The sequence below is a fragment of the Pseudomonas mosselii genome (assembly GCF_019823065.1).
GTDB lineage: Bacteria > Pseudomonadota > Gammaproteobacteria > Pseudomonadales > Pseudomonadaceae > Aquipseudomonas > Aquipseudomonas mosselii.
In genome coordinates, this window is record NZ_CP081966.1 from 4,805,989 (window position 1) to 4,826,873 (window position 20,885).

At 63.6% G+C, this 20,885-nt stretch carries 18 protein-coding genes and 3 tRNA genes; 9 read left to right on the plus strand and 12 right to left on the minus strand.

The genetic code is table 11. From position 1 onward, the window contains the following. Window positions 1-38: 38 nt before the first annotated feature. From ruvB to K5H97_RS22350, 8 genes are all read right to left on the minus strand, one after another. Complete coding sequence (gene ruvB, locus K5H97_RS22315; protein WP_028690586.1) at window positions 39-1,085, minus strand: Holliday junction branch migration DNA helicase RuvB; 1,047 nt, start codon at window positions 1,083-1,085, stop codon at window positions 39-41. Then, the gene (gene ruvA, locus K5H97_RS22320) at window positions 1,082-1,699 is read right to left on the minus strand and encodes a Holliday junction branch migration protein RuvA (RefSeq protein WP_011535159.1); all 618 of its coding nucleotides are present in this window, start codon (window positions 1,697-1,699) and stop codon (window positions 1,082-1,084) included. The genes ruvB and ruvA overlap by 4 nt, the downstream gene beginning before the upstream one ends. A gap of 108 nt (window positions 1,700-1,807) precedes the next feature. Beyond that, on the minus strand, window positions 1,808-2,332 hold the full coding sequence (gene ruvC, locus K5H97_RS22325) for a crossover junction endodeoxyribonuclease RuvC (protein ID WP_028690587.1): 525 nt from the start codon (window positions 2,330-2,332) through the stop codon (window positions 1,808-1,810). A gap of 133 nt (window positions 2,333-2,465) precedes the next feature. Next, window positions 2,466-3,218, minus strand: a complete 753-nt coding sequence (locus tag K5H97_RS22330) for a YebC/PmpR family DNA-binding transcriptional regulator (protein WP_028690588.1) — start codon at window positions 3,216-3,218, stop codon at window positions 2,466-2,468. Window positions 3,219-3,328: 110 nt separating this feature from the next. Beyond that, the gene (gene aspS / locus K5H97_RS22335) at window positions 3,329-5,104 is read right to left on the minus strand and encodes an aspartate--tRNA ligase (RefSeq protein ID WP_028690589.1); all 1,776 of its coding nucleotides are present in this window, start codon (window positions 5,102-5,104) and stop codon (window positions 3,329-3,331) included. Between the two features lie 94 nt (window positions 5,105-5,198). Further along, window positions 5,199-5,420, minus strand: coding sequence for an FmdB family zinc ribbon protein (locus K5H97_RS22340; protein ID WP_003254776.1), 222 nt, complete (start codon window positions 5,418-5,420; stop codon window positions 5,199-5,201). Window positions 5,421-5,509: 89 nt separating this feature from the next. Further along, complete coding sequence (locus K5H97_RS22345; protein WP_051555674.1) at window positions 5,510-5,830, minus strand: ribbon-helix-helix domain-containing protein; 321 nt, start codon at window positions 5,828-5,830, stop codon at window positions 5,510-5,512. A gap of 193 nt (window positions 5,831-6,023) precedes the next feature. Then, window positions 6,024-6,497 (minus strand): Dps family protein, encoded by a 474-nt coding sequence (locus K5H97_RS22350; protein ID WP_028690591.1) that lies wholly within the window; start codon window positions 6,495-6,497, stop codon window positions 6,024-6,026. Window positions 6,498-6,764: 267 nt separating this feature from the next. Here K5H97_RS22350 and K5H97_RS29875 point away from each other — a divergent pair, with 267 nt between their 5' ends. After that, window positions 6,765-7,358, plus strand: coding sequence for a cold-shock protein (locus tag K5H97_RS29875; protein ID WP_028690592.1), 594 nt, complete (start codon window positions 6,765-6,767; stop codon window positions 7,356-7,358). 19 nt (window positions 7,359-7,377) lie between these two features. On the opposite strand, the gene K5H97_RS22360 is transcribed toward K5H97_RS29875, so the two are convergent. Together K5H97_RS22360 and K5H97_RS22365 are read right to left on the minus strand one after the other, a co-directional pair. Further along, the gene (locus tag K5H97_RS22360; protein WP_036986089.1) at window positions 7,378-7,590 is read right to left on the minus strand and encodes a SlyX family protein; all 213 of its coding nucleotides are present in this window, start codon (window positions 7,588-7,590) and stop codon (window positions 7,378-7,380) included. A 2-nt stretch (window positions 7,591-7,592) separates the two neighbouring features. Beyond that, window positions 7,593-8,012, minus strand: a complete 420-nt coding sequence (locus tag K5H97_RS22365; RefSeq protein WP_028690594.1) for an HIT family protein — start codon at window positions 8,010-8,012, stop codon at window positions 7,593-7,595. 761 nt (window positions 8,013-8,773) lie between these two features. On the opposite strand from K5H97_RS22365, the gene K5H97_RS22370 reads away from it, so the two are divergent. The 3 genes from K5H97_RS22370 to K5H97_RS22380 all read left to right on the plus strand — a co-directional run bounded on the left by K5H97_RS22370 (window position 8,774) and on the right by K5H97_RS22380 (window position 12,938). Continuing rightward, window positions 8,774-10,090 carry an OprD family porin gene (locus tag K5H97_RS22370; protein WP_028690595.1) on the plus strand — a complete coding sequence of 439 codons (1,317 nt, stop codon included), beginning with the start codon at window positions 8,774-8,776 and terminating at the stop codon, window positions 10,088-10,090. Between the two features lie 157 nt (window positions 10,091-10,247). Beyond that, window positions 10,248-11,963: a proline--tRNA ligase gene (locus K5H97_RS22375; RefSeq protein WP_028690596.1), complete on the plus strand. Its 1,716-nt coding sequence runs from the start codon at window positions 10,248-10,250 to the stop codon at window positions 11,961-11,963. A 21-nt stretch (window positions 11,964-11,984) separates the two neighbouring features. Next, on the plus strand, window positions 11,985-12,938 hold the full coding sequence (locus K5H97_RS22380) for a hypothetical protein (RefSeq protein WP_028690597.1): 954 nt from the start codon (window positions 11,985-11,987) through the stop codon (window positions 12,936-12,938). Between the two features lie 31 nt (window positions 12,939-12,969). Here K5H97_RS22380 and dinB read toward each other — a convergent pair whose 3' ends face one another. Then, on the minus strand, window positions 12,970-14,028 hold the full coding sequence (gene dinB / locus K5H97_RS22385; RefSeq protein WP_162175258.1) for a DNA polymerase IV: 1,059 nt from the start codon (window positions 14,026-14,028) through the stop codon (window positions 12,970-12,972). A 210-nt stretch (window positions 14,029-14,238) separates the two neighbouring features. On the opposite strand from dinB, the gene K5H97_RS22390 reads away from it, so the two are divergent. The 5 genes from K5H97_RS22390 to K5H97_RS22410 all read left to right on the plus strand — a co-directional run bounded on the left by K5H97_RS22390 (window position 14,239) and on the right by K5H97_RS22410 (window position 18,909). Continuing rightward, a tRNA-Met gene (locus tag K5H97_RS22390) sits at window positions 14,239-14,315 on the plus strand. A 134-nt stretch (window positions 14,316-14,449) separates the two neighbouring features. Continuing rightward, window positions 14,450-14,526: transfer RNA gene (locus tag K5H97_RS22395), tRNA-Met, on the plus strand. A 124-nt stretch (window positions 14,527-14,650) separates the two neighbouring features. Further along, window positions 14,651-14,727, plus strand: a tRNA-Met gene (locus K5H97_RS22400). A 247-nt stretch (window positions 14,728-14,974) separates the two neighbouring features. Continuing rightward, on the plus strand, window positions 14,975-17,617 hold the full coding sequence (mprF, locus tag K5H97_RS22405; RefSeq protein ID WP_028690599.1) for a bifunctional lysylphosphatidylglycerol flippase/synthetase MprF: 2,643 nt from the start codon (window positions 14,975-14,977) through the stop codon (window positions 17,615-17,617). Continuing rightward, window positions 17,617-18,909: a virulence factor family protein gene (locus K5H97_RS22410; RefSeq protein ID WP_028690600.1), complete on the plus strand. Its 1,293-nt coding sequence runs from the start codon at window positions 17,617-17,619 to the stop codon at window positions 18,907-18,909. Before mprF ends, K5H97_RS22410 begins: the two co-directional genes overlap by 1 nt. A gap of 35 nt (window positions 18,910-18,944) precedes the next feature. Here K5H97_RS22410 and K5H97_RS22415 read toward each other — a convergent pair whose 3' ends face one another. Beyond that, a complete protein-coding gene (locus tag K5H97_RS22415; protein WP_028690601.1) occupies window positions 18,945-20,843 on the minus strand; it encodes a potassium transporter Kup in 1,899 nt (632 codons plus the stop codon). Window positions 20,844-20,885 lie beyond the last annotated feature (42 nt).

Here is a 20,885-nt window from a genome sequence, read left to right on the forward strand (position 1 = left end):
TGCCAGCGGTAGGACCACGAAAAACCCGATTTGATCTGTCATATGTCGTCCTGGGCGGCATATTCACCACCTTCGCAGAAGCGCCCGGGGATGTTCAGGCCGAAATGCAGGTAGGCGTGCCGGGTCACCACGCGGCCTCGCGGAGTACGCATGATGTAGCCCTGCTGGATGAGATAGGGCTCGAGCACGTCCTCGATGGTGTGACGCTCCTCGCCGATCGCCGCGGCAATGTTGTCGAGCCCCACCGGGCCGCCGTCGAACTTCTCGATCATGGTCAGCAGCAGACGGCGGTCGGAATGATCAAAGCCACGTTCGTCGACATCCAGCAGGTTCAGCGCCATGTCCGCGACCGCCTTGGTGATTTCGCCCTTGCCACGCACTTCGGCAAAGTCGCGCACCCGCCGCAGCAGGCGATTGGCGATGCGTGGCGTCCCCCGCGCCCGGCGGGCGATCTCGAAGGCGCCCTTGTCGTCCATCGGCAGCCCGAGAATGCCGGCCGATCGGCTGACGATGGTGGCCAGGTCCTTGTTGCTGTAGAACTCCAGGCGCTGGACGATGCCGAAACGGTCGCGCAGCGGGTTGGTCAGCATGCCGGCACGGGTGGTGGCGCCGACCAGGGTGAACGGCGGCAGGTCGAGCTTGATCGAGCGCGCGGCGGGGCCTTCGCCGATCATGATGTCCAGCTGGAAGTCTTCCATTGCCGGGTAGAGCACTTCCTCGACCACCGGCGACAACCGGTGGATCTCGTCGATGAACAGCACGTCATGGGGTTCGAGGTTGGTCAGCATCGCCGCCAGGTCACCCGGGCGTTCGAGAATCGGCCCCGAGGTGCTCTTGACCGACACGCCCATCTCCTGGGCGATGATGTTGGCCAGGGTGGTCTTGCCCAGGCCTGGCGGGCCGAAGATCAGGGTATGGTCGAGGGATTCGTTGCGCCCGCGCGCGGCCTGGATGAACAGCGCCATCTGCTCGCGCACCACCGGCTGGCCGATGTATTCGTCCAGGCGCAGCGGGCGGATCGCGCGGTCCTGGACTTCTTCACGGTCGCGGCCACTGGCGGCGATCAGGCGGTCGGTCTCGATCACTTGGCAATCATCCCTTTAAGGCTGCGACGGATCAGTTCCTCGCTGCTAAGGCCAGCCTTGTCCTTGATCGCGGCAATCGCCTTGCTCGCTTCCTGTGGCTTGTAGCCCAGGGAGACCAGAGCGCTGACCGCGTCGGCCTCGGCCGAGGACTCGCTGGCCACCGGCAGCGGGCCGTCGGAGACCAAGGTGAACATCGCCGGGGAGGTTTCCCACGCCTTGAAGCGATCCTTGAGCTCGACCAGCAGGCGCTCGGCGGTTTTCTTGCCGACGCCGGGCACGCGCACCAGGACCGAGGCGTCCTGGGCCTGCACACAGCGCACCAGCTCGTCCACTTCCAGGCCGGACATCAGCGCCAGCGCCAGCTTCGGCCCCACGCCGTTGAGACGGATCAGCTCACGGAACAGCTCGCGCTCGCGCTTTTCGGCAAAACCATAGAGCAGGTGGGCATCTTCGCGCACCACCAGGTGGGTGTGCACGGTCACTGGCTCGCCGACCTTGGGCAGGCGGTACAGGGTAGTCATCGGCACTTCCAGCTCATAGCCTACGCCGTTGACGTCGATAATCAGGTGCGGCGGCTGTTTTTCCGCCAGGGTGCCACGCAAACGTCCAATCACGTTCCGTTCCTTCCTCTCGGGCGCCGGTCGAAAACCGGTCCACCCTATCAGCAAATGCGCCGGGAGCGCGCGCCACCCGGACAAAATGTGTATCAGCGCATGAAGCGGTTACAGACGCAAGCGCCCGCCACGCCGCCGCGCTGTCGCCAACCCATGGGGAATCAGGCTGGAACGGGTATGGGCGTGGCACAGGGCGATGGCCAGGGCGTCGGAGGCGTCGATCTGCGGTTTCTGGGTCAGCTTGAGCAGGTGCATGACCATCATCATCACCTGCTCTTTATTGGCCCCGCCGGTGCCGGCAACGGCCTGCTTGACCTGGCTTGCGGTGTACTCGGCGATCTCCAGGCCGGCCTCGGCCGCAGCGACGATGGCCGCGCCCCGGGCCTGGCCCAGTTTGAGCGCCGAGTCGGCGTTGCGCGCCATGAACACCCGCTCGATGCCCATGGTCACCGGGCCATGCTCGCGGATGATCTCGCTCACCCCGCGAAAGACGATCTGCAGGCGCTCGTGCAGCTCGCCGCCGCCGGTGCGGATACAACCCGACGCCACGTACTCGCAGCCACGGGCGGTCTGGCGGACCACGCCGAAGCCGGTGATGCGCGAGCCAGGGTCGATACCAAGAATGAGAGTCATAACGCCTACAAAGATGTGCGAATTTGCCGGCCATATCGCAGGACAAGCCCGCCCCCACAAAACCTACACCGCCATCTGGCGCACGTCTTGTGGGAGCGGGCTTGCTCCGCGATCAAGCCGATAGCCGAAACGATCAGCCCAGCGTTTCCATGATCTCATCGGAGATCTGTGCATTGGAGTAGACGTTCTGCACGTCGTCCAGGTCCTCGAGCATGTCGATCAGCTTGAGCACCTTCTCCGCGCCGTCCTTGTCCAGCTCGGCACTGGTGGTCGGCTGCATCACGATCTCAGCGTCCGAGGCCTTGAAGCCAGCCTCTTCGAGCGCATTGCGCACGGCATAGAAACTGTTGAACGAAGTGAACACCTCGAAGGAGCCATCGTCGTTGGCCACCACGTCATCGGCGTCGGCCTCCATCGCGGCTTCCATCAGCGCCTCCTCGTCGACCGCAAGCTCGGCGGCGAAGCTGATCTGCCCCTTGCGCTCGAACAGGTAGGCCACCGAACCGTCGGTGCCCAGGTTGCCACCACACTTGGTGAAGGCATGACGCACGGCGGCGGCGGTACGGTTGCGGTTGTCGGTCATGGCCTCGACCATGATCGCCACGCCGCCCGGGCCGTAGCCCTCGTAGCTCAGCTCTTCGACGTTGTCGCTTTCGTTGGTGCCGGCACCACGGGCCACGGCGCGATCGATGATATCGCGGCTCATGTTGGCACCCAGGGCCTTGTCCAGCGCCAGGCGCAGCCGCGGGTTGGAGGCCGGGTCAGGACCGCCCTGCTTGGCCGCGACGGTCAGTTCGCGGATCCACTTGGTGAAGACCTTGCCTCTCTTGGCATCCTGGCGCTCTTTGCGGTGCTTGATGTTCGCCCACTTGGAATGACCAGCCATAACGACTCCGAATCCTTGAAACAGAAACAGGTTCCGCCCCGAAGGGCGGAACGTGAAGAATCCTGCGCCTCAAGCGCGGGGGCACCCCGTTGCCGGGGCGCCCCGGTCGATCACTCGACCTTGGTCTGCTCGCGCAGACGGATGTGCAGTTCACGCAGGGCCTTGGCGTCGACCATGCCCGGGGCCTGGGTCATGACGCAGGCGGCGCTCTGGGTTTTCGGGAAGGCGATCACTTCACGGATCGACTGGGCGCCGGTCATCAGCATGACCAGGCGGTCCAAGCCGAAGGCCAGGCCACCGTGAGGCGGCGCGCCGAACTTCAGGGCGTCGAGCAGGAAGCCGAACTTCTCTTCCTGTTCTGCCGCTTCGATACCCAGCAGGCGGAAGACCGCTTGCTGCATCTCTTTACGGTGGATACGAATCGAACCGCCACCCAGCTCGGTGCCGTTCAGGACCATGTCGTAGGCACGCGACAGCGCGGTGGCCGGGTTGGCCTCCAGCTCTTCAGGGGTGCACTTCGGCGCGGTGAACGGGTGGTGCAGCGCGGTGAAGCTGCCGTCTTCGTTCTCTTCGAACATCGGGAAGTCGACGACCCACATCGGCGCCCACTCGCAGGTCAGCAGCTCGAAGTCGTGGCCCAGACGGATACGCAGCGCGCCCAGGGCCTCGCTGACGATCTTGAACTTGTCGGCACCGAAGAACACGATGTCGCCATCCACGGCACCCACGCGGTCGAGGATGTTGTTGAGGTTGGCCTCGGGGATGTTCTTGACGATCGGCGACTGCAGACCCTCGACACCCTTGGCGCGCTCGTTGACCTTGATGTAGGCCAGGCCCTTGGCACCGTAGATGCCGACGAACTTGGTGTACTCATCGATCTTGCTGCGCGGCATGCTGGCGCCGCCTGGCAGGCGCAGGGCGGTGACGCGGCACTTCGGATCGTTGGCAGGGCCGGCGAAGACCTTGAAGTCGACGTCTTTCAGCTGGTCAGCGACGTCGACCAGCTCCAGCGGAATACGCAAGTCCGGCTTGTCGGAACCGTAGCGGCGCATGGCTTCTTCGAAGGTCATGTGCGGGAATTCACCGAACTCCAGGTCCAGCACTTCCTTGAACAGCTTGCGGATCATGCTTTCGGTCAGGCCCATGATCTCGGACTCGTCGAGGAAGCTGGTCTCGATGTCGATCTGGGTGAATTCCGGCTGGCGGTCGGCGCGCAGGTCTTCGTCGCGGAAGCACTTGGCGATCTGGTAGTAGCGGTCGAAGCCGGCGACCATCAGCAGCTGCTTGAACAGTTGCGGCGACTGCGGCAGGGCGAAGAAGCTGCCAGCGTGGGTGCGGCTCGGCACCAGGTAGTCGCGCGCGCCCTCAGGGGTGGCGCGGGTCAGGATCGGTGTTTCGACATCAAGGAAGCCGTTCTCGTCGAGGAAGCGACGGATGCTGCTGGTGATGCGCGAACGCAGGCGCAGCTTGTCGGCCATTTCCGGACGGCGCAGGTCGATGAAGCGGTAGCGCAGGCGGGTTTCCTCGCCGACGTCGGAGTATTCGTTCAGCGGGAACGGCGGGGTTTCCGCTTCGTTGAGCACGTTCAGCTGGTAGCCGAGGATCTCGATGGCGCCCGAGGCCATGTTGGCGTTCACCGCGCCTTCTGGGCGCTTGCGCACCTTGCCGGTGATCTGCACGACATATTCGCTGCGCACGCGGTCGGCGGCGGCGAAGGTTTCGGCGCGATCCGGGTCGAACACGACCTGGGCCATGCCTTCGCGGTCACGGATGTCGAGGAAAATCACCCCGCCGTGGTCGCGGCGACGATGGACCCAGCCGCAAAGGGTGACTTCCTGGCCGTCCAGGGACTCGTTCAGTTGGCCGCAATAATGGCTGCGCATCATGATCGTGGTTTCGCTTCTCGTGATTCGTGTGTTCGGTGGAGGTCTTGGCCGCCCAAGGGGCTAATACTGCAAGACCCGGCGGGTGCAATTCAACTCAGTCGGCCTTGTCGCCGCCTGCCAGATTCTTTTTTGCCCCGGTCTTGAAGTCGGTCTCGTACCAGCCATTGCCACTCAGGCGAAAGCCGGGGACCGACAGCAGCTTCTTCAATGCCGGCGCCTGACACGCCGGGCAATCGGTCAGCGGCGCGGCACTGATCTTCTGCAACACCTCCATTCGGTGTTCGCAGGATGCACATTGATAGTCATACAGGGGCATGGGTGTCTCTCGTCAACCACATCGCACGCTGCCCAGGGCAGCAAAGAGCGGGATTATATATGGTAAAGAAGAGCAGCGCAGCCCGGCGATCAGTGCGCGTCCCGCGCTTCCTGCAGCCAGGCGACACAGATCACCCTGACCAAGCCGCTGAAATTGCGCACCCCACCATGACGCAGGTGCACCTCACGATCCACATAGGACAGCACGGCGCTCACCGAACAGCGGTTGGCCTGGGCGATGCGCTCCAGGATGCGCCAGTACACCACCTCCAGGCGCAGGCAGGTGGCAAAGCCGTTGAGCCGCACCGAGCGTGACACGGGGCCGGCCTGGGCCATGTCGAAATCCCGCCTGAACGGATCAATCCGGGGACTGCCTCCCCCCTGCCTTGCATTGCCATCGATACCACGCATCGGATCGCCCATCGCACCGCCCCATCGTCACGAAACACACCCCGTTCGTCAGCAAACGGGTCCATGACTGTCATGAAGCGCCACCCACCAGGCCGATAGCAGCGGCAAAGCCTTCCCCACAAACACCCGGGCCCGATACCGCCGAACGGTATCGGGCCCGGGTGCATTCGGCAGAACGACAAGCAACCGGCAATCAGTTCCCGTCGAGCAGGACCCGCAACATCCACGCCGTTTTCTCGTGGACCTGCATGCGCTGGGTCAGCAGGTCGGCGGTCGGCTCATCACTGACCTTGTCCACCACCGGGAAGATGCTGCGCGCGGTGCGCACCACCGCCTCCTGCCCCTGCACCAGTTGGCGGATCATTTCCTCGGCAGGCGGCACCCCCTCCTCTTCCTTGATGGAGGAGTGGCGGGCATAGAAGGCATAGGAACCCGGCGCCGGGAAGCCCAGTGCGCGAATGCGCTCGGCGATCGAATCAACCGCCAGGGCCAGCTCGTTGTATTGCTCCTCGAACATCAGGTGCAGGGTGCGGAACGACGGACCGGTGACGTTCCAATGGAAGTTATGGGTTTTCAGATACAGCACATAGGTATCCGACAACAGGCGGGACAACCCATCGACGATGGACTTGCGATCTTCTTCACTGATACCGATATCGATTGCCATGAAGCTCCCCTTTCCATAAGGCTTGATCATCAAGCGGGCAGCAAACACTCTAACAAGAGTTGCCGCCCGGCGCATGCGGCACAGGGCCGCCCGTGCCAACCGGTTTGAGAAGCCTGCGCCTTTGCTGTTAAATAGGCAGTGTGCCACCCGTGCGGATTGTCAGTGCCGGGTGCATAGGCTGGCCCGCCACGTTTTCGCGCCTACCGTTCACGCGCACCGTGCGACCAGCTCATCCTGTGATCGGCCTTATCAATGTGAGCCAAACCAATGTTCAAGATCGTCCATCTGGTGACGGGCCTGGCGGCGTTGCTGCTATCGCTCATACCCAGCCTGAAAGCTGACGCAACACCCTTCCTGCAACAACCCGAAGCCGTCTACCTGGCGCTGCTCGGACTGCTCAACCTGGTCATTGCCCCGGTACTGCCGCAGTACTACAAAGGCATGCGTCAGCAATTGCAACACGCCGCCAGCCTGCTGCTGGTGCTGGCTGTGGTGCTGCAGACCGTCACCCTGCTGGCCCGTCCGGAGCTGGGCAACCTGCCAGCCCTGGCCTGTGCTGTCCTGGCCTGCGCCCTGCACCTGATTGCCGGCTTCGTTCGCGGCACGCGAAAGGCCCGCTCCACCCAAGGCACTTCGCATGACGCCGGCAATCGCGATACCGGCACCGTGAAGTGGTTCAACACCTCCAAGGGCTTCGGCTTCATCTCCCGCGACTCCGGTGACGATATCTTCGTGCACTTTCGCGCCATCCGTGGCGAAGGCCACCGGGTGCTGGTCGAAGGCCAGCGCGTGGAGTTCTCGGTGATGCACCGCGACAAGGGCCTGCAGGCCGAAGACGTGGTCGCCGTCGCCCGCCGCTGACCCTTTGCCGCCGCCGCGCTCAATAATGAGGCGGCGGCGCTTCTTCTTCCCCGCCGCCCTGCTGGCCGGCCATTTCCTCGTAGCGCTTGATCAGCTCCGCCATCTGCAATTGCAAGCGTTCGATTACTCGACTTTGCTCGACAATCACATCATTGAGCGCCTGCAAGCTGTCGTCCTGGAACGCCTGACGGGTCTCCAGTTCGACCATGCGCATTTCCAGCTCCTGCGACATCCTCAAGCCCCCTTGAAGCTTTCGCCCAGCAGCGCACGCACTTGCTGGCGAATGCCGTCGATCTGTTCCTGGGTGTAGCCGATGGCCGGCACCTTGCCCCAAACCGGGGCAGGCCAGGCAGCATCACCCTGGCGGCGCACGATCACATGCATGTGCAACTGGCTGACCACGTTACCCAACGCCGCGACATTCATCTTGTCGGCGGCAAAGGCATCCTTCAGCGCTTCGGCCAGGGCGGTGGTCTCGACCCACAGTTGCTGCTGGTCGGCCTCCTCGAGCTCGAACACTTCGGTGATATCGGCGCGACGCGGCACCAGAATGAACCAAGGGTAGTTGGCATCCTTGCTCAGCAGCAGGCGGCACAGCGGCAGGTCGCCCAGCACCAGGGAATCCTCCTGCAGACGCGAATCGAGGGTGAACACGGCAAACCTCCTTAAAGCGATTCTGCCCTTCCGAGCGGTCGGGCACAGGCGCGCAAGGATACTCCGCTTCGACCGCTGCCACACCCGTCGACGTCGATCCTGGGCATTTGTGGCACGCGAATGACAACATCAACGCCCTGCTTCGGTAACACTGCGCTACTTTTCGCACCAAAATGATGCCGCTCGCCAGACCTTCGCCACACATCCTTCACATAAAACAGCCAGGATAAACAATCGGCGGTAACACCTTGACTTGGAAGGCAGCTTCACAAGCAAACACAAGGAGGGATCGCGACCCACCGACGAACCGGTCGCGCCCCGTGTTTGCGGAGGTTTCCCAGCCCCGCTCAAGGCAAATGTGAAAATTTCATCAAGCGTTCGTGATTTTGAGCACGCTTGTTGCATTCGTTTCACGCCAAGTCGGCACGACCCCTGCATTGCAGGGTGGACGCGACAAATAACAACAGCGGCATCGGATAAACCAGGGAGTTTCACAAGCCGTACTTTGTATTTATACAAAAATGACGGTTTCGAGACAGCGCTGGAGTTGTACGCCCTTATATGACAGGCGTGATTTGCGACATGGAGACAACCAACAGCGACATGGCCATAAAGTTACCGAAAGGTTGTTTCTGCCCATATCGCCAAGAATAGTCCGCGTGATATACATTTTCGCCGACATAACAAGAAAGAGCCGGCCCCATAACTAAAATACCCGGGTGCGGCGGTACTCTTCCTAAAAACCAAAGGAGCAAATCACGATGCGCGTGATGAAGTGGAGCATGATCGCCCTGGCCGTAGCGGCAGGGACTTCGCAACTGGCTGTCGCCTCTTCGCAGGACGAGTCCAAGGGTTTCGTCGATGACAGCACGCTGAACGTGAAAATGCGCAACCTGTATTTCAGCCGCGACCGTCGCAACGATGACCGTGACCCGGAGACAGGTGACCGCCAGAGCCGTCAAGCCGAATGGGGCCAAGGCTTCATTGGCACCTTCGAATCCGGCTTCACCCAAGGCACCGTTGGCGTCGGCGTCGACGCCATCGGCCTGCTGGGCATCAAATTGGATGGCGGCCGCGGAACCACCAACACCGGCTTGTTCCCGGTCGACTCCGAAGGCCGCCCGGAAGATAGCTACTCCAAGGGCTACGGCGCGGTAAAAGCTCGCATCTCCAACACCGTGCTGAAATTCGGCGGTCAGTTTACTGCACTGCCAGTCTTCGCCACTGACGATAGCCGTCTGCTGCCTGAAGCCGCCGAGGGTTTCCTGCTGACCAGCAAGGAGATCGAAGGCCTTGAGCTCAACGCGGGTCACTTCACTCGCCTCGACGCACAAGCCCAGAGCTACAAGGACAGTATCCGCGGACGCAACGATGCCGGCATCAAGAACGGCGGCCTGACCGAAGCGAACATCTTCGGCGGCACCTATGCCATCACCGACGGCCTGAGCACCAGCCTCTACTACTCCAAAGTCGAAGACTACTGGCGCAAATACTACGCCAACGTGAACTGGGCAGTACCGCTGTCCGATAAACAAGGCCTGGTATTCGACTTCAACATCTACGACACCAAGAGCAGCGGCGCCGCCAACGTCAAGGCGTTCGATGGCGACAAGCTCGACAACCGAGCCTTCAGCCTCTCGGCCGCCTATAACGTAGGCGCGCACACCTTCACCCTCGCCTACCAGAAGGTCACCGGTGATGGCGACTACGCTTACGGCATCGACGGCGGCGGCACCGTGTTCCTGGCCAACTCCATCGCCCGCTCCGACTTCAACGCCGAAGACGAGAAGTCCTGGCAGGCACGTTACGACCTGAACTTTGCCGAGTACGGCATTCCAGGCCTGACCTTCATGACCCGTTACGCCCGCGGCAGCGACGCCAACGTCGCCGGCACCACCAACGGCAAGGAATGGGAACGCGACATCGACATCAAGTACGTACTCCAGGAAGGCCCGGCCAAAGACCTGAGCTTCCGCGTGCGCCAAGCCACCTACCGCTCCGCCGACGGTGTCTACTATGGTTCCCCGTCGCTGGACGAACTGCGCCTGATCGTCGAGTACCCGCTGAGCATCCTGTAAGCCCGCGCTTGCATCGCTCTGTAAATGAAGAAGCCCGGCAATCGCCGGGCTTTTTCCTGGCTGACAGAAAAGCCTGACTGCTGCATTCTGTACGCTTTCGTTTCGCCCCCGTACAATGCGGGGTCATTTCACATTCAGGCAATCGACACGGCCCACCATGCGCACCAGTCAATATTTGCTCGCCACCCAGAAAGAAACCCCTGCCGATGCAGTGGTCATCAGCCACCAGCTCATGCTGCGTGCCGGCATGATCCGCAAACTGGCCTCCGGCCTGTACACCTGGCTGCCGATGGGCCTGCGGGTGATGCGCAAGGTCGAAGCCGTGGTCCGCGAGGAAATGAACGCCGCCGGTGCCCTCGAAGTGCTGATGCCGAGCATCCAGCCGGCTGAACTGTGGCAGGAATCCGGCCGCTGGGAGCAATACGGCCCCGAGCTGCTGCGCCTGAAGGACCGCCACCAGCGCGACTTCTGCGTCGGCCCGACCCATGAAGAGGTCATCACCGACCTGGCGCGCAACGAGCTGTCCAGCTACAAGCAGCTGCCGCTGAACATGTACCAGATCCAGACCAAGTTCCGTGACGAGATCCGTCCGCGCTTCGGCCTGATGCGCGGCCGCGAGTTCATCATGAAGGACGCCTACTCCTTCCATGCCGACCAGGCTTCCCTGCAGGAAACCTACGACCGCATGCACCTGGCGTACTCCAACATCTTCACCCGCCTGGGCCTGGACTTCCGTCCGGTGCAGGCCGACACCGGCTCCATCGGTGGCAGCTACTCCCACGAGTTCCACGTGCTCGCCTCCTCCGGCGAGGACGACGTGATCTTCAGCGACACCTCCGACTACGCCGCCAACATCGAGAAGGCCGAGGCCATCCCGCGTGAAACCGTGCGTCCGGCGCCGACCGAAGAGCTGCGCCTGGTCGACACCCCGAACGCCAAGACCATCGCCGAACTGGTGGAAAACTTTGGCCTGGCGATCGAGAAGACCGTCAAGACCCTGATCGTGCACGGCGCCGAGGAAGGCAAGCTGGTCGCCCTGATCGTCCGTGGCGACCACGAACTCAACGAGATCAAGGCCGCCAAGCTGGAACAGGTCGCCGATCCGCTGGTGATGGCGTCCGACGCCGAGTTGCGCGCCGCCATCGGTGCCGGCGCAGGCTCCCTCGGCCCGCTGAACCTGCCGCTGGAGTGCATCATCGACCGCTCGGTCGCCCTGATGAGCGACTTCGGCATCGGCGCCAACATCGACGACAAGCACTACTTCGGCGTCAACTGGGAGCGCGACCTGCCGGTTCCACAGGTCGCCGACCTGCGCAACGTGGTCGAGGGCGACCCGAGCCCGGACGGCCAGGGCACCCTGGTGATCAAGCGCGGCATCGAAGTCGGCCACATCTTCCAGCTCGGCACCAAGTACAGCGAGGCGCTCAAGTGCCAGGTACTGGGTGAGAACGGCAAGCCTGTGGTGCTGTCCATGGGCTGCTACGGCATCGGCGTGTCCCGCGTGGTTGCCGCCGCCATCGAGCAGAGCTATGACGAAAAAGGCATCATCTGGAACGACGCCCTGGCCCCGTTCCAGATCGCCCTGGTACCGCTGCGCTACGAAACCGACGTAGTCCGCGAAGCCACCGACAAGCTGTATGCCGAACTGACCGCCGCCGGCTACGAGGTACTGCTGGACGACCGCGACAAGAAGACCAGCCCCGGCATCAAGTTCGCCGACATGGAGCTGATCGGCATTCCGCACCGCATCGTCGTCAGCGACCGGGGCCTTGCCGAAGGCAACCTGGAGTACAAGCACCGCACCGAATCGGAGGCCCAGGCACTGCCGCTCGATGACGTGCTGACCTTCCTGCAGGCCCGCATCCGCCGCTGATAACCCGTTACGCGAGTGATCATGTCCAAGCGAAGTACCTACACCCTGGGGGGCGCCGCACTGTGCGGCGCCCTGCTCCTCGGCGGCTGCGCCAACCAGATGTCCCAGCGCAGCGATCATGAGGAGCGCGTCGAGCGCAAACTGCTCGAGCACAGTCTGCAGATCGATGTCGGCGAGCCGAAGGTGATGGAGCTTCCGCAACGACGTGTACGCATCCATGAGCTCAAGCGCTTCGAGGTCACCGAGTTCGAGGTGACCCGCCGCTACGACCGCTACACACCCTACCAACCCTGGCGGGAGATCTACGAGATCCCGCTGGGCGCGGTGGCGGTGGTGGCCGGCGTTGGTGCCAACGTGGTCAACGTGTTCGCTCTGGGCAACCTGCCGGACAGCGTCACCCACGACTGGCTCAGCTATGGCCTGGCGGGGGTCAACCCGTTCATGAACGTGCAGTCCAACGGTCGCGCCCAGCAGAACCTGGCCGGCATCGACGAGATCGAGAAGGGCAAGCGCGAGGAGTCCATCAGCCTGCCGTGGAACGAACGTCTGGTCGAGGTCAAAGCCGGCAAGATGACTCACGAGCTGACCACCGACAAGAACGGTGTGCTACGCCTGAACCTGCTCGATAGCCCGTTCTCCGAGCAGAACCTCAACCATATCGGCACCCTGCACCTGCAGGTGGTCGACGAGGACAACCAGGTGCGCGGCGATGCCAGCCTGCTGGTCAGCGGCAACCTGCGCGGCAAGCTGCTCGAGGCCCATGAGCTGATCTTCGACGATCTCGAGGACGATGATGTCGGCCAGTGGGTCCACCGGGTGAAGCGCCTGTCGGAACTGGGTCTGGAAGAAGAAGCCAGTGAACTGGAGCAGAGCCTGATCGAGCTGACCCGCAACGATCCGGAGCTGCAACAGGAGTTCCTGCAGACACTGACCAAGGCCACCGGACGCCTGGTGGCCGATCCGGGCGCGCAGTAATACGAAAAAGGGCTGCTTTGCAGCCCTTCTTCTATATATCTGCGAACAACTCCAACTGCTCATGCGCCCCGCGCAGATCGCGCAGCCTCACGCCAACGCCCAGCAAACGTACCGGCTTGCCACCCCGGGCAAACGCCTGGCTCAGCAACTGCCGGTAACTTTCCAGGTCCCTCCCCGCTCCCGCCTGCTCCAGGGTGGTCTGGCTGAAGTCATGGAACTTGACCTTGACGAAGGGCTTGTCGGGCCGATAGCTGCTGTCCATCCGCGCAATCCGCTCGTTCAGGCTGGCCAGCAACTCCGGCAGTCTATCCAGGCAACTGTTCAAGTCGGGCAGGTCATGGTCATAGGTGTTCTCGACGCTGACTGACTGCCGCCGGCTGTCGTTCTGCACCGCACGCTCGTCGATCCCCCGCGCCAGCCCCCACAAGCGCTCGCCGAAACTGCCGAACTCGCGAACCAACGCCAGCCGCGACCAGTCGCGCAGCGACAGGCAGGTATCGATCCCCAGCCGCGAAAGCTTGTCCGCTGTCACCTTGCCAACCCCATGCAAGCGCGCCACCGGCAGATGGGCAACGAACGCCTCCACCTGGTCCGGGGTAATGACAAACAGGCCGTTGGGCTTGCGCCAGTCACTGGCAATCTTGGCCAGGAACTTGTTCGGCGCCACACCGGCAGAAACCGTGATGTGCAACTGCCGGGCCACCCGACGGCGAATGTCCTCGGCAATCCGTGTGGCGCTGCCGGCGAACCATTGGCTGTCACTGACATCCAGGTAGGCCTCGTCCAGGGACAACGGCTCGATCAACTCGGTGTAGTCGCGAAAGATCGCGTGAATCTCCCGCGACGCCTCGCGGTAGGCCTCGAAGCGCGGCTTGACGATCTCCAGGTCCGGACACAGCTTCAGCGCATGCCCGGATGCCATCGCCGAGCGAACGCCATAGGCGCGCGCCTCATAGTTGCAGGTGGCGATCACTCCACGCTGCCCAGGCTGCCCGCCCACCGCCATGGGTCGACCGACCAGGCGCGGGTCGTCACGCATCTCGATGGCGGCGTAGAAACAGTCACAATCAATGTGGATGATCTTGCGCAGGGACATGGACGACAGCCACTACTGTAAATTCATACAGATAGTATCCCATGCCCCTGCCACGAAACAGCCTGCGCGGGACGATCGGCCTGCAAGCCCCGTCGCGACTGAGCCGCGTGCCGATTTGAGACGCTAAGGGTTTGAACAAAAAAGGATTTTTTTGAATTAATGCTTGACACCGGAAAGGAAATCCGTAGAATTCGATCTCACAGGCGCGGGATGGAGCAGCCTGGTAGCTCGTCGGGCTCATAACCCGAAGGTCGTCGGTTCAAATCCGGCTCCCGCAACCAGATTCAAAAAAGGCCACTGTTTCGACAGTGGCCTTTTTTATTTTCTCTTGATTATCGATCAGTAAAAACATTCGAAAAATCAAACAGTAACGCTTGACTCCCAGTACAAAATCCGTACAATTCGATTCCACAGGCGCGGGATGGAGCAGCCTGGTAGCTCGTCGGGCTCATAACCCGAAGGTCGTCGGTTCAAATCCGGCTCCCGCAACCAGATTCAAAAAAAGGCCACTGTTTCGACAGTGGCCTTTTTATTGTCTGTTGATCAGCCAAGCGACGTGGTACTTAACGTACGCACTTGACAACTCACGGCCAATCCGTATAATGCGCCCCTCTGACGCGGGATGGAGCAGCCTGGTAGCTCGTCGGGCTCATAACCCGAAGGTCGTCGGTTCAAATCCGGCTCCCGCAACCATATTCGTCAGAACGAACCCCGCCTATCGCAAGATAGCGCGGGGTTTGTTGCATTCAGCGCCCTGTAAAAGACAATCCTCCCCGCTCTCCTCGCTCCCATGCCGACCCTGCGGCTGAATGAACTATCTTTAACTATCCTGAAACAGATTAAGACGCCGGCCCGGAGTAATATTCGGATACGTTTTCCAAAGGGACTTTCACTTGGCCGTACCTCGCCTCCACCTCGCGCAGACTGCACGAGGCACCCCATGACCGCCCCCACTCCCGAAACCCAGGCGCCATTGACAGCGGCCCTGCCCACGGCGGCTCAGCGCCTGCCCTGGCTGGAGCGGCTGAGCAAGTACCGCCAGCCCATTGGGCTGGCAGTGACCTTGGTGTTGTTCGCCATGGGCCTGATTGCCTGCCGTCACCTGCTGAGCGAGCTGGATATCTACGCGCTGCATGACGCCATGCTCGAAGTACCGGCACGCTCGCTGATCGGCGCAATACTGGCCACCGTGATCGGTTTCGTGATCCTGCTGGGCTACGAATGGTCCGCCAGCCGTTATGCGGCCGTGCAACTGCCACCCCGCATCCTGGTGCTCGGCGGCTTCAGTGCCTTCGCCATCGGCAACGCCATTGGCCTGTCGATGCTGTCCGGCGGATCGGTCCGATATCGCCTCTATGCGCGCCAAGGCCTGGGCGCCGCGGAAGTCGCGCGCATGACGGTGTTTGCCAGCCTCTCGCTGGGATGCGCCCTCCCCCCCCTGGCTGCCCTGGCCACCCTGAGCGACTTGCCGGCGGCGGCAACCGCGCTACGTCTGCCCGCGCCACTGCTGGGCGGGATTGCAATTGCCGTGCTGGTGGCCGCCGCAGCCGTGGTGATGGGCCTGTATCGCCGGCGCCTACCCGAACAACCATTGGCCGACAGCCTGATGGTGCAGTTCGGCCGTCGTACTCTGCGCCTTCCGGGTGCGCGCCTGACCGCGCTGCAACTGCTGATCACTGCCCTGGATGTCGCCGCCGCCGCCACCGTGCTTTATCTGCTGCTACCGGAAGCGCCGCCGTTCGGCGCCTTCGTGCTGGTCTACCTGCTGGCCCTCGCCGCCGGCGTGCTCAGCCATGTGCCGGGCGGCGTCGGCGTGTTCGAGGCGATCCTGCTGGCGGCCTTCGCCAACCAGCTGGGGGCCGCGCCACTGGCTGCCGCGCTGCTGCTGTACCGGCTGATCTACGTGGTCCTGCCACTGTTGCTGGCCTGTGTGCTGTTGCTGGCCAACGAGGCCCGGCGCCTGATGGTCGCCCAGCAGGCGATCCGCGCCGCCTCCGGCCTGGCCGCGCCGGTGCTGGCAATCCTGGTGTTTCTCTCCGGTGTGGTGCTGCTGTTCTCCGGCGCCACCCCGGAGATCGACAGCCGTCTGGAACACATGGGTTTTCTGATTCCGCACCGCCTGATCGATGCCTCGCACTTCGGTGCCAGCCTGATCGGCGTGCTCTGCCTGCTGCTCGCCCAGGGCCTGCGCCGGCGCCTTTCGGCCGCCTGGCTGCTGACCACGGTGCTGCTGCTGGTGGGCGCGGTGCTGTCGCTGCTCAAGGGCTTCGACTGGGAAGAAGCCAGCCTGATGTGCTTCACCGCCGCCCTGCTCGCCCTGTTCCGCCGCTCGTTCTACCGCCCCAGCCGTCTGCTGGAGCTCCCGTTCTCGCCGGTGTACCTGGTAGCCAGCGCCTGCGTGGTCGGTGCCTCGGTGTGGTTGCTGCTGTTTGCCTATCAGGACGTGCCCTACACCCACAAGCTGTGGTGGCAGTTCACCCTCGACGCCGACGCGCCGCGCGGCCTGCGCGCCGCCCTCGGCAGCGCCGTGCTGCTGGTGATCGTCGCCCTGACCTGGCTGCTGCGCACCGCCCGCCCGGTCATCCATCTGCCAACCGACGACGAGTTGCAACGCGCCAACCGCATCCTGCTGGCTTCCGACCAGCCCGACGGCGGCCTGGCCCTGACCGGCGACAAGGCGCTGCTGTTCCACCCCAACGACAACGCCTTCCTCATGTATGCCCGCCGTGGCCGCAGCCTGGTGGCCCTGTACGATCCGATCGGCCCGGCCCAGGAGCGCGCCGAGATGATCTGGCAGTTCCGCGACCTGTGCGACCTGCATCATGCACGCCCGGTGTTCTACCAGGTACGCGCGGAGAACCTGCCGTTCTACATGGACATCGGCCTGACCGCGATCAAGCTCGGCGAAGAGGCCCGGGTCGACCTGCGGCGCTTCGACATCGAAGCCAAGGGCAAGGAGATGAAGGACCTGCGCTACACCTGGAACCGAGGCGGGCGGGACGGGCTGAGCCTGGAGATCCACGAGCCTGGTCAAGCGCCGCTGGCCGAGCTCAAGGAAATCTCCGACGCCTGGCTTGACGGCAAGAATGTGCGCGAGAAAGGCTTCTCCCTCGGTCGCTTCAGTCCCGAGTACCTGCAGCATTTCCGCATCGCGCTGATCCGCTTCCAGGGCCGTCCGGTGGCCTTCGCCAACCTGCTGGAAACCCGCAGCAACGAACTGGCCAGCCTCGACCTGATGCGTGCGCACCCTGAAGCACCGAAACTGACCATGGAATTCATGATGGTCGGCCTGATCCTGCACTACAAGAGCCATGACTATGGCCGATTCAGCCTGGGGATGGTCCCTCTCTCCGGCTTGCAGCCACGCCGTGGCGCCCCCTTGACCCAGCGTCTGGGCTCGATGGTGTTCCAGCGCGGCGAGCAGCTCTACAACTTCCAGGGCCTGCGGCGCTTCAAGGACAAGTTCCAGCCGGACTGGGAACCCCGCTACATGGCCGTGCCGGCCGGGCTCGACCCGCTCGTGGCACTGGCTGATACTGCCGCCCTGATCGCTGGCGGCCTGACTGGATTGGTGAAACGTTGATGATCCGACGCTATTGGCTGTACGTACTGATTCCCCTGCTGCTGGCCGTGCTGGCCGGCGGCGCGGCCTTCTGGCTGTGGACCCGGCCGGCGCCCGAGGCGCGCCTGGAGCACCTCACCCTCGACGACGGCAGTGCCCTGACCCGCGCCACCCCCGGCGTGCACGCCAAGGCCCGGGTGGCCATCGGCGTGCCCCAGGCCCAAGCCCTGACCGACAAGCAACTGCTCGATCTCAGCCAGGCCGGCGAGGCTCAGCTGGTGCAGGTGGTCCTGCCGCCCGCCGACTGCGCCAAGCAGCAGGCGGCGATGGACCAGGCCCTCACCCGCCTGGCCGACAAACCGACCCTGGTCGCCGGCATCGGCCCGGGCGCGGCCCAGGCTTGGCGCTGGCTGGCCGCACAAGGCGACGACGAGGCCCGGGCCATCTCGGTGGACTTTACCGTCGAGCAGCCCGGCTGCCAGGTCGCCCTGCCCAAGTCCGCCGCCCACGGCCACTGGAACGTGGCCTGGAACGACAACCCGGATGACGCCAGCGCCGCCTTCGTGCGCGACCAGGCCAACGCCGAGACCAGCATCGCCGACTACGACATCCACCTGCCCCAGGTGCTCAAGGCCCAACTGACCCAGGCCTTGGTCGGCCATGACGGCAACGCCCTGGCGATCCCGGTGGTGGAAGTTCCGGCCGGGCAGACCACCGACACCGTGACCCTGTTCCTTTCCGGCGACGGCGGCTGGCGCGACCTGGACCGCGACGTGGCCGGCGAGATGGCCAAGCTCGGCTACCCGGTGGTCGGCATCGACACCCTGCGTTATTACTGGCAGCACAAGACCCCGGAACAGAGCGCCGCCGACCTGTCCGAACTGATGCAACACTACCGCCAGAAATGGGGCACCAAGCGCTTCGTGCTGACCGGCTACTCGTTCGGCGCCGATGTGCTGCCGGCCATCTACAACCGCCTCTCCGAGGAAGACCAGAAGCGTATCGACGCGGTGATCCTGCTGGCCTTCGCCCGCAGCGGCAGCTTCGAGATCGAGGTGGAGGGCTGGCTGGGCAAGGAAGGCCAGGAGGCGCCGACCGGACCTGAGATGGCCAGGTTGCCAGCAGCGAAGGTGGTGTGCATCTATGGCGTCGAAGAGACCGACGAGAGCGGCTGCACTGACAAGACAGCCGTGGGCGAGCGCATGAAGCTGCCGGGCGGCCACCACTTCGACGAGAACTACCCGGCGCTGGCCAAGCGTCTGATCGGCGAGATCGAGACCCGCCAGGGAAAGGCCAACGTCGCTGAAAAATGACAGGGAAAAGGGCCGCTTCGCGGCCCTGACCCAGCTTAGATCTCGACCTGTGTCCCCAACTCGATCACCCGATTGAGCGGCAGGTTGAAGAACCGCAAGTTGCCGTTGGCGTTCTTCAGCAGGAACGCGAACAGGTTCCCGCGCCAGCGCGACATGCCTTCAAGGCGCGAGGCGATCACCGTTTCCCGGCTGAGGAAGTAGGTGGTGCGCATCGGGCTGAAGTCCAGCGCGTCCAGGTGGCACAGCTTCAGCGCCGCCGGCACGTCTGGCTCGTCCATGAAGCCGAAGTGCAGCAGCACCCGGAAGAACCCGTCGCCATAGGCTTCCACCTCGAACCGTTCGTGCTCCGGCACCCTGGGCCGGTCTTCGCTGACCACCGTCAGCAGCACCACCTGGCTGTGCAACACCTGGTTGTGCAGCATGTTGTGCAGCAGCGCATGGGGCACGGCATCGGGCCGGGCAGTGAGAAACACCGCGGTGCCCTCCACCCGGTGCGGCGGCTGCACGCGAATGCTGCTGATGAACACCGGCAACGGCAGCGCGCCTTCGTCGATGCGATCGACCAGGATCTGCTTGCCGCGCTTCCAGGTACTCATCAGCACGAACAGCACGATCCCGGCCAAGACCGGGAAGGCACCACCCTGGACAATCTTCGGCACGTTGGCGGCGAAGAACAGCCCGTCGACCAGCAGGAAGCCCACCAGCAGCGGCACCGCCAGCACCGGTGGCCACTTCCACAGCAGCAGCATGACCGCCGACACCAGGATCGTGGTCATCAACATGGTGCCGGTCACTGCCACGCCGTAGGCGGCGGCCAGGGCGCCGGAGGACTCGAAACCGATCACCAGCAGCACCACGCCAACCATCAGCGTCCAATTCACCGCGCCGATGTAGATCTGCCCCTGCTCGTCGCTGGAAGTGTGCTGGATCTGCATGCGCGGCACGTAGCCCAGCTGGATGGCCTGTCGGGTCAGGGAGAAGGCACCGGAAATCACGGCTTGCGAAGCGATCACCGTGGCCATGGTGGCCAACCCGACCAGCGGCAGCAACGCCCAACTCGGCGCCAGCAGGTAGAACGGGTTGCGCGCCGCCTCCGGGTTCTGCAGCAGCATCGCACCCTGGCCGAAGTAGTTGAGCACCAGCGCCGGCAGCACCAGGGCGAACCAGGCGCGGGCGATGGGCTTGCGGCCAAAGTGGCCCATGTCGGCGTACAGGGCCTCGGCGCCGGTCAGCGCCAGCACCACAGCACCGAGAATCGCCACCCCCATGCCCGGATGAACGATGAAGAAGTTCAGCGCCCAGCCCGGGTTGAAGGCCTTGAGCACTTCCGGGCTCTGCGAGATGCCGTGCACCCCGAGCGCCGCCAGGGCCAGGAACCAGGCGACCATGATCGGGCCGAAGGCCTTGCCGATCTTCTCCGTACCGTGTTTCTGCACCAGGAACAGCGCCACCAGTACCACCAGCGAAATCGGCACCACCCAGTGATCGATACCCTCGAACGCCAGGCCCATGCCCTCCACCGCCGAGAGCACCGACACCGCCGGGGTGATCATGCTGTCGCCGTAGAACAGCGAGGCGCCGACCAGGCCGCAACCGACCATCAGCATGCGCAACCGCGGGTACTGCGCCGTGGCCCGCCGCGCCAACGCGGTCAGGGCCATGGTGCCGCCCTCGCCCTGGTTGTCGGCGCGCAGGATGAACATCACGTACTTGAACGACACCACCCACAGCAGCGACCAGAGGATCAACGACAGGATGCCCAGCACCCCGTCATGGTTGACCTGTACGCCATAACCACCGGTAAAGACCTCTTTGAGGGTGTAAAGCGGACTGGTGCCGATATCGCCATAGACCACCCCAACAGCTGCCACCAGCAGGCCCAGCGGCCGTGCCGCGCCCTGTCCGCCTTCGGCGTGACTGCTTGCCTGAACCATCGACCACTCCCGCAGACGGCCATCTAGACCGGTTGAATTCCT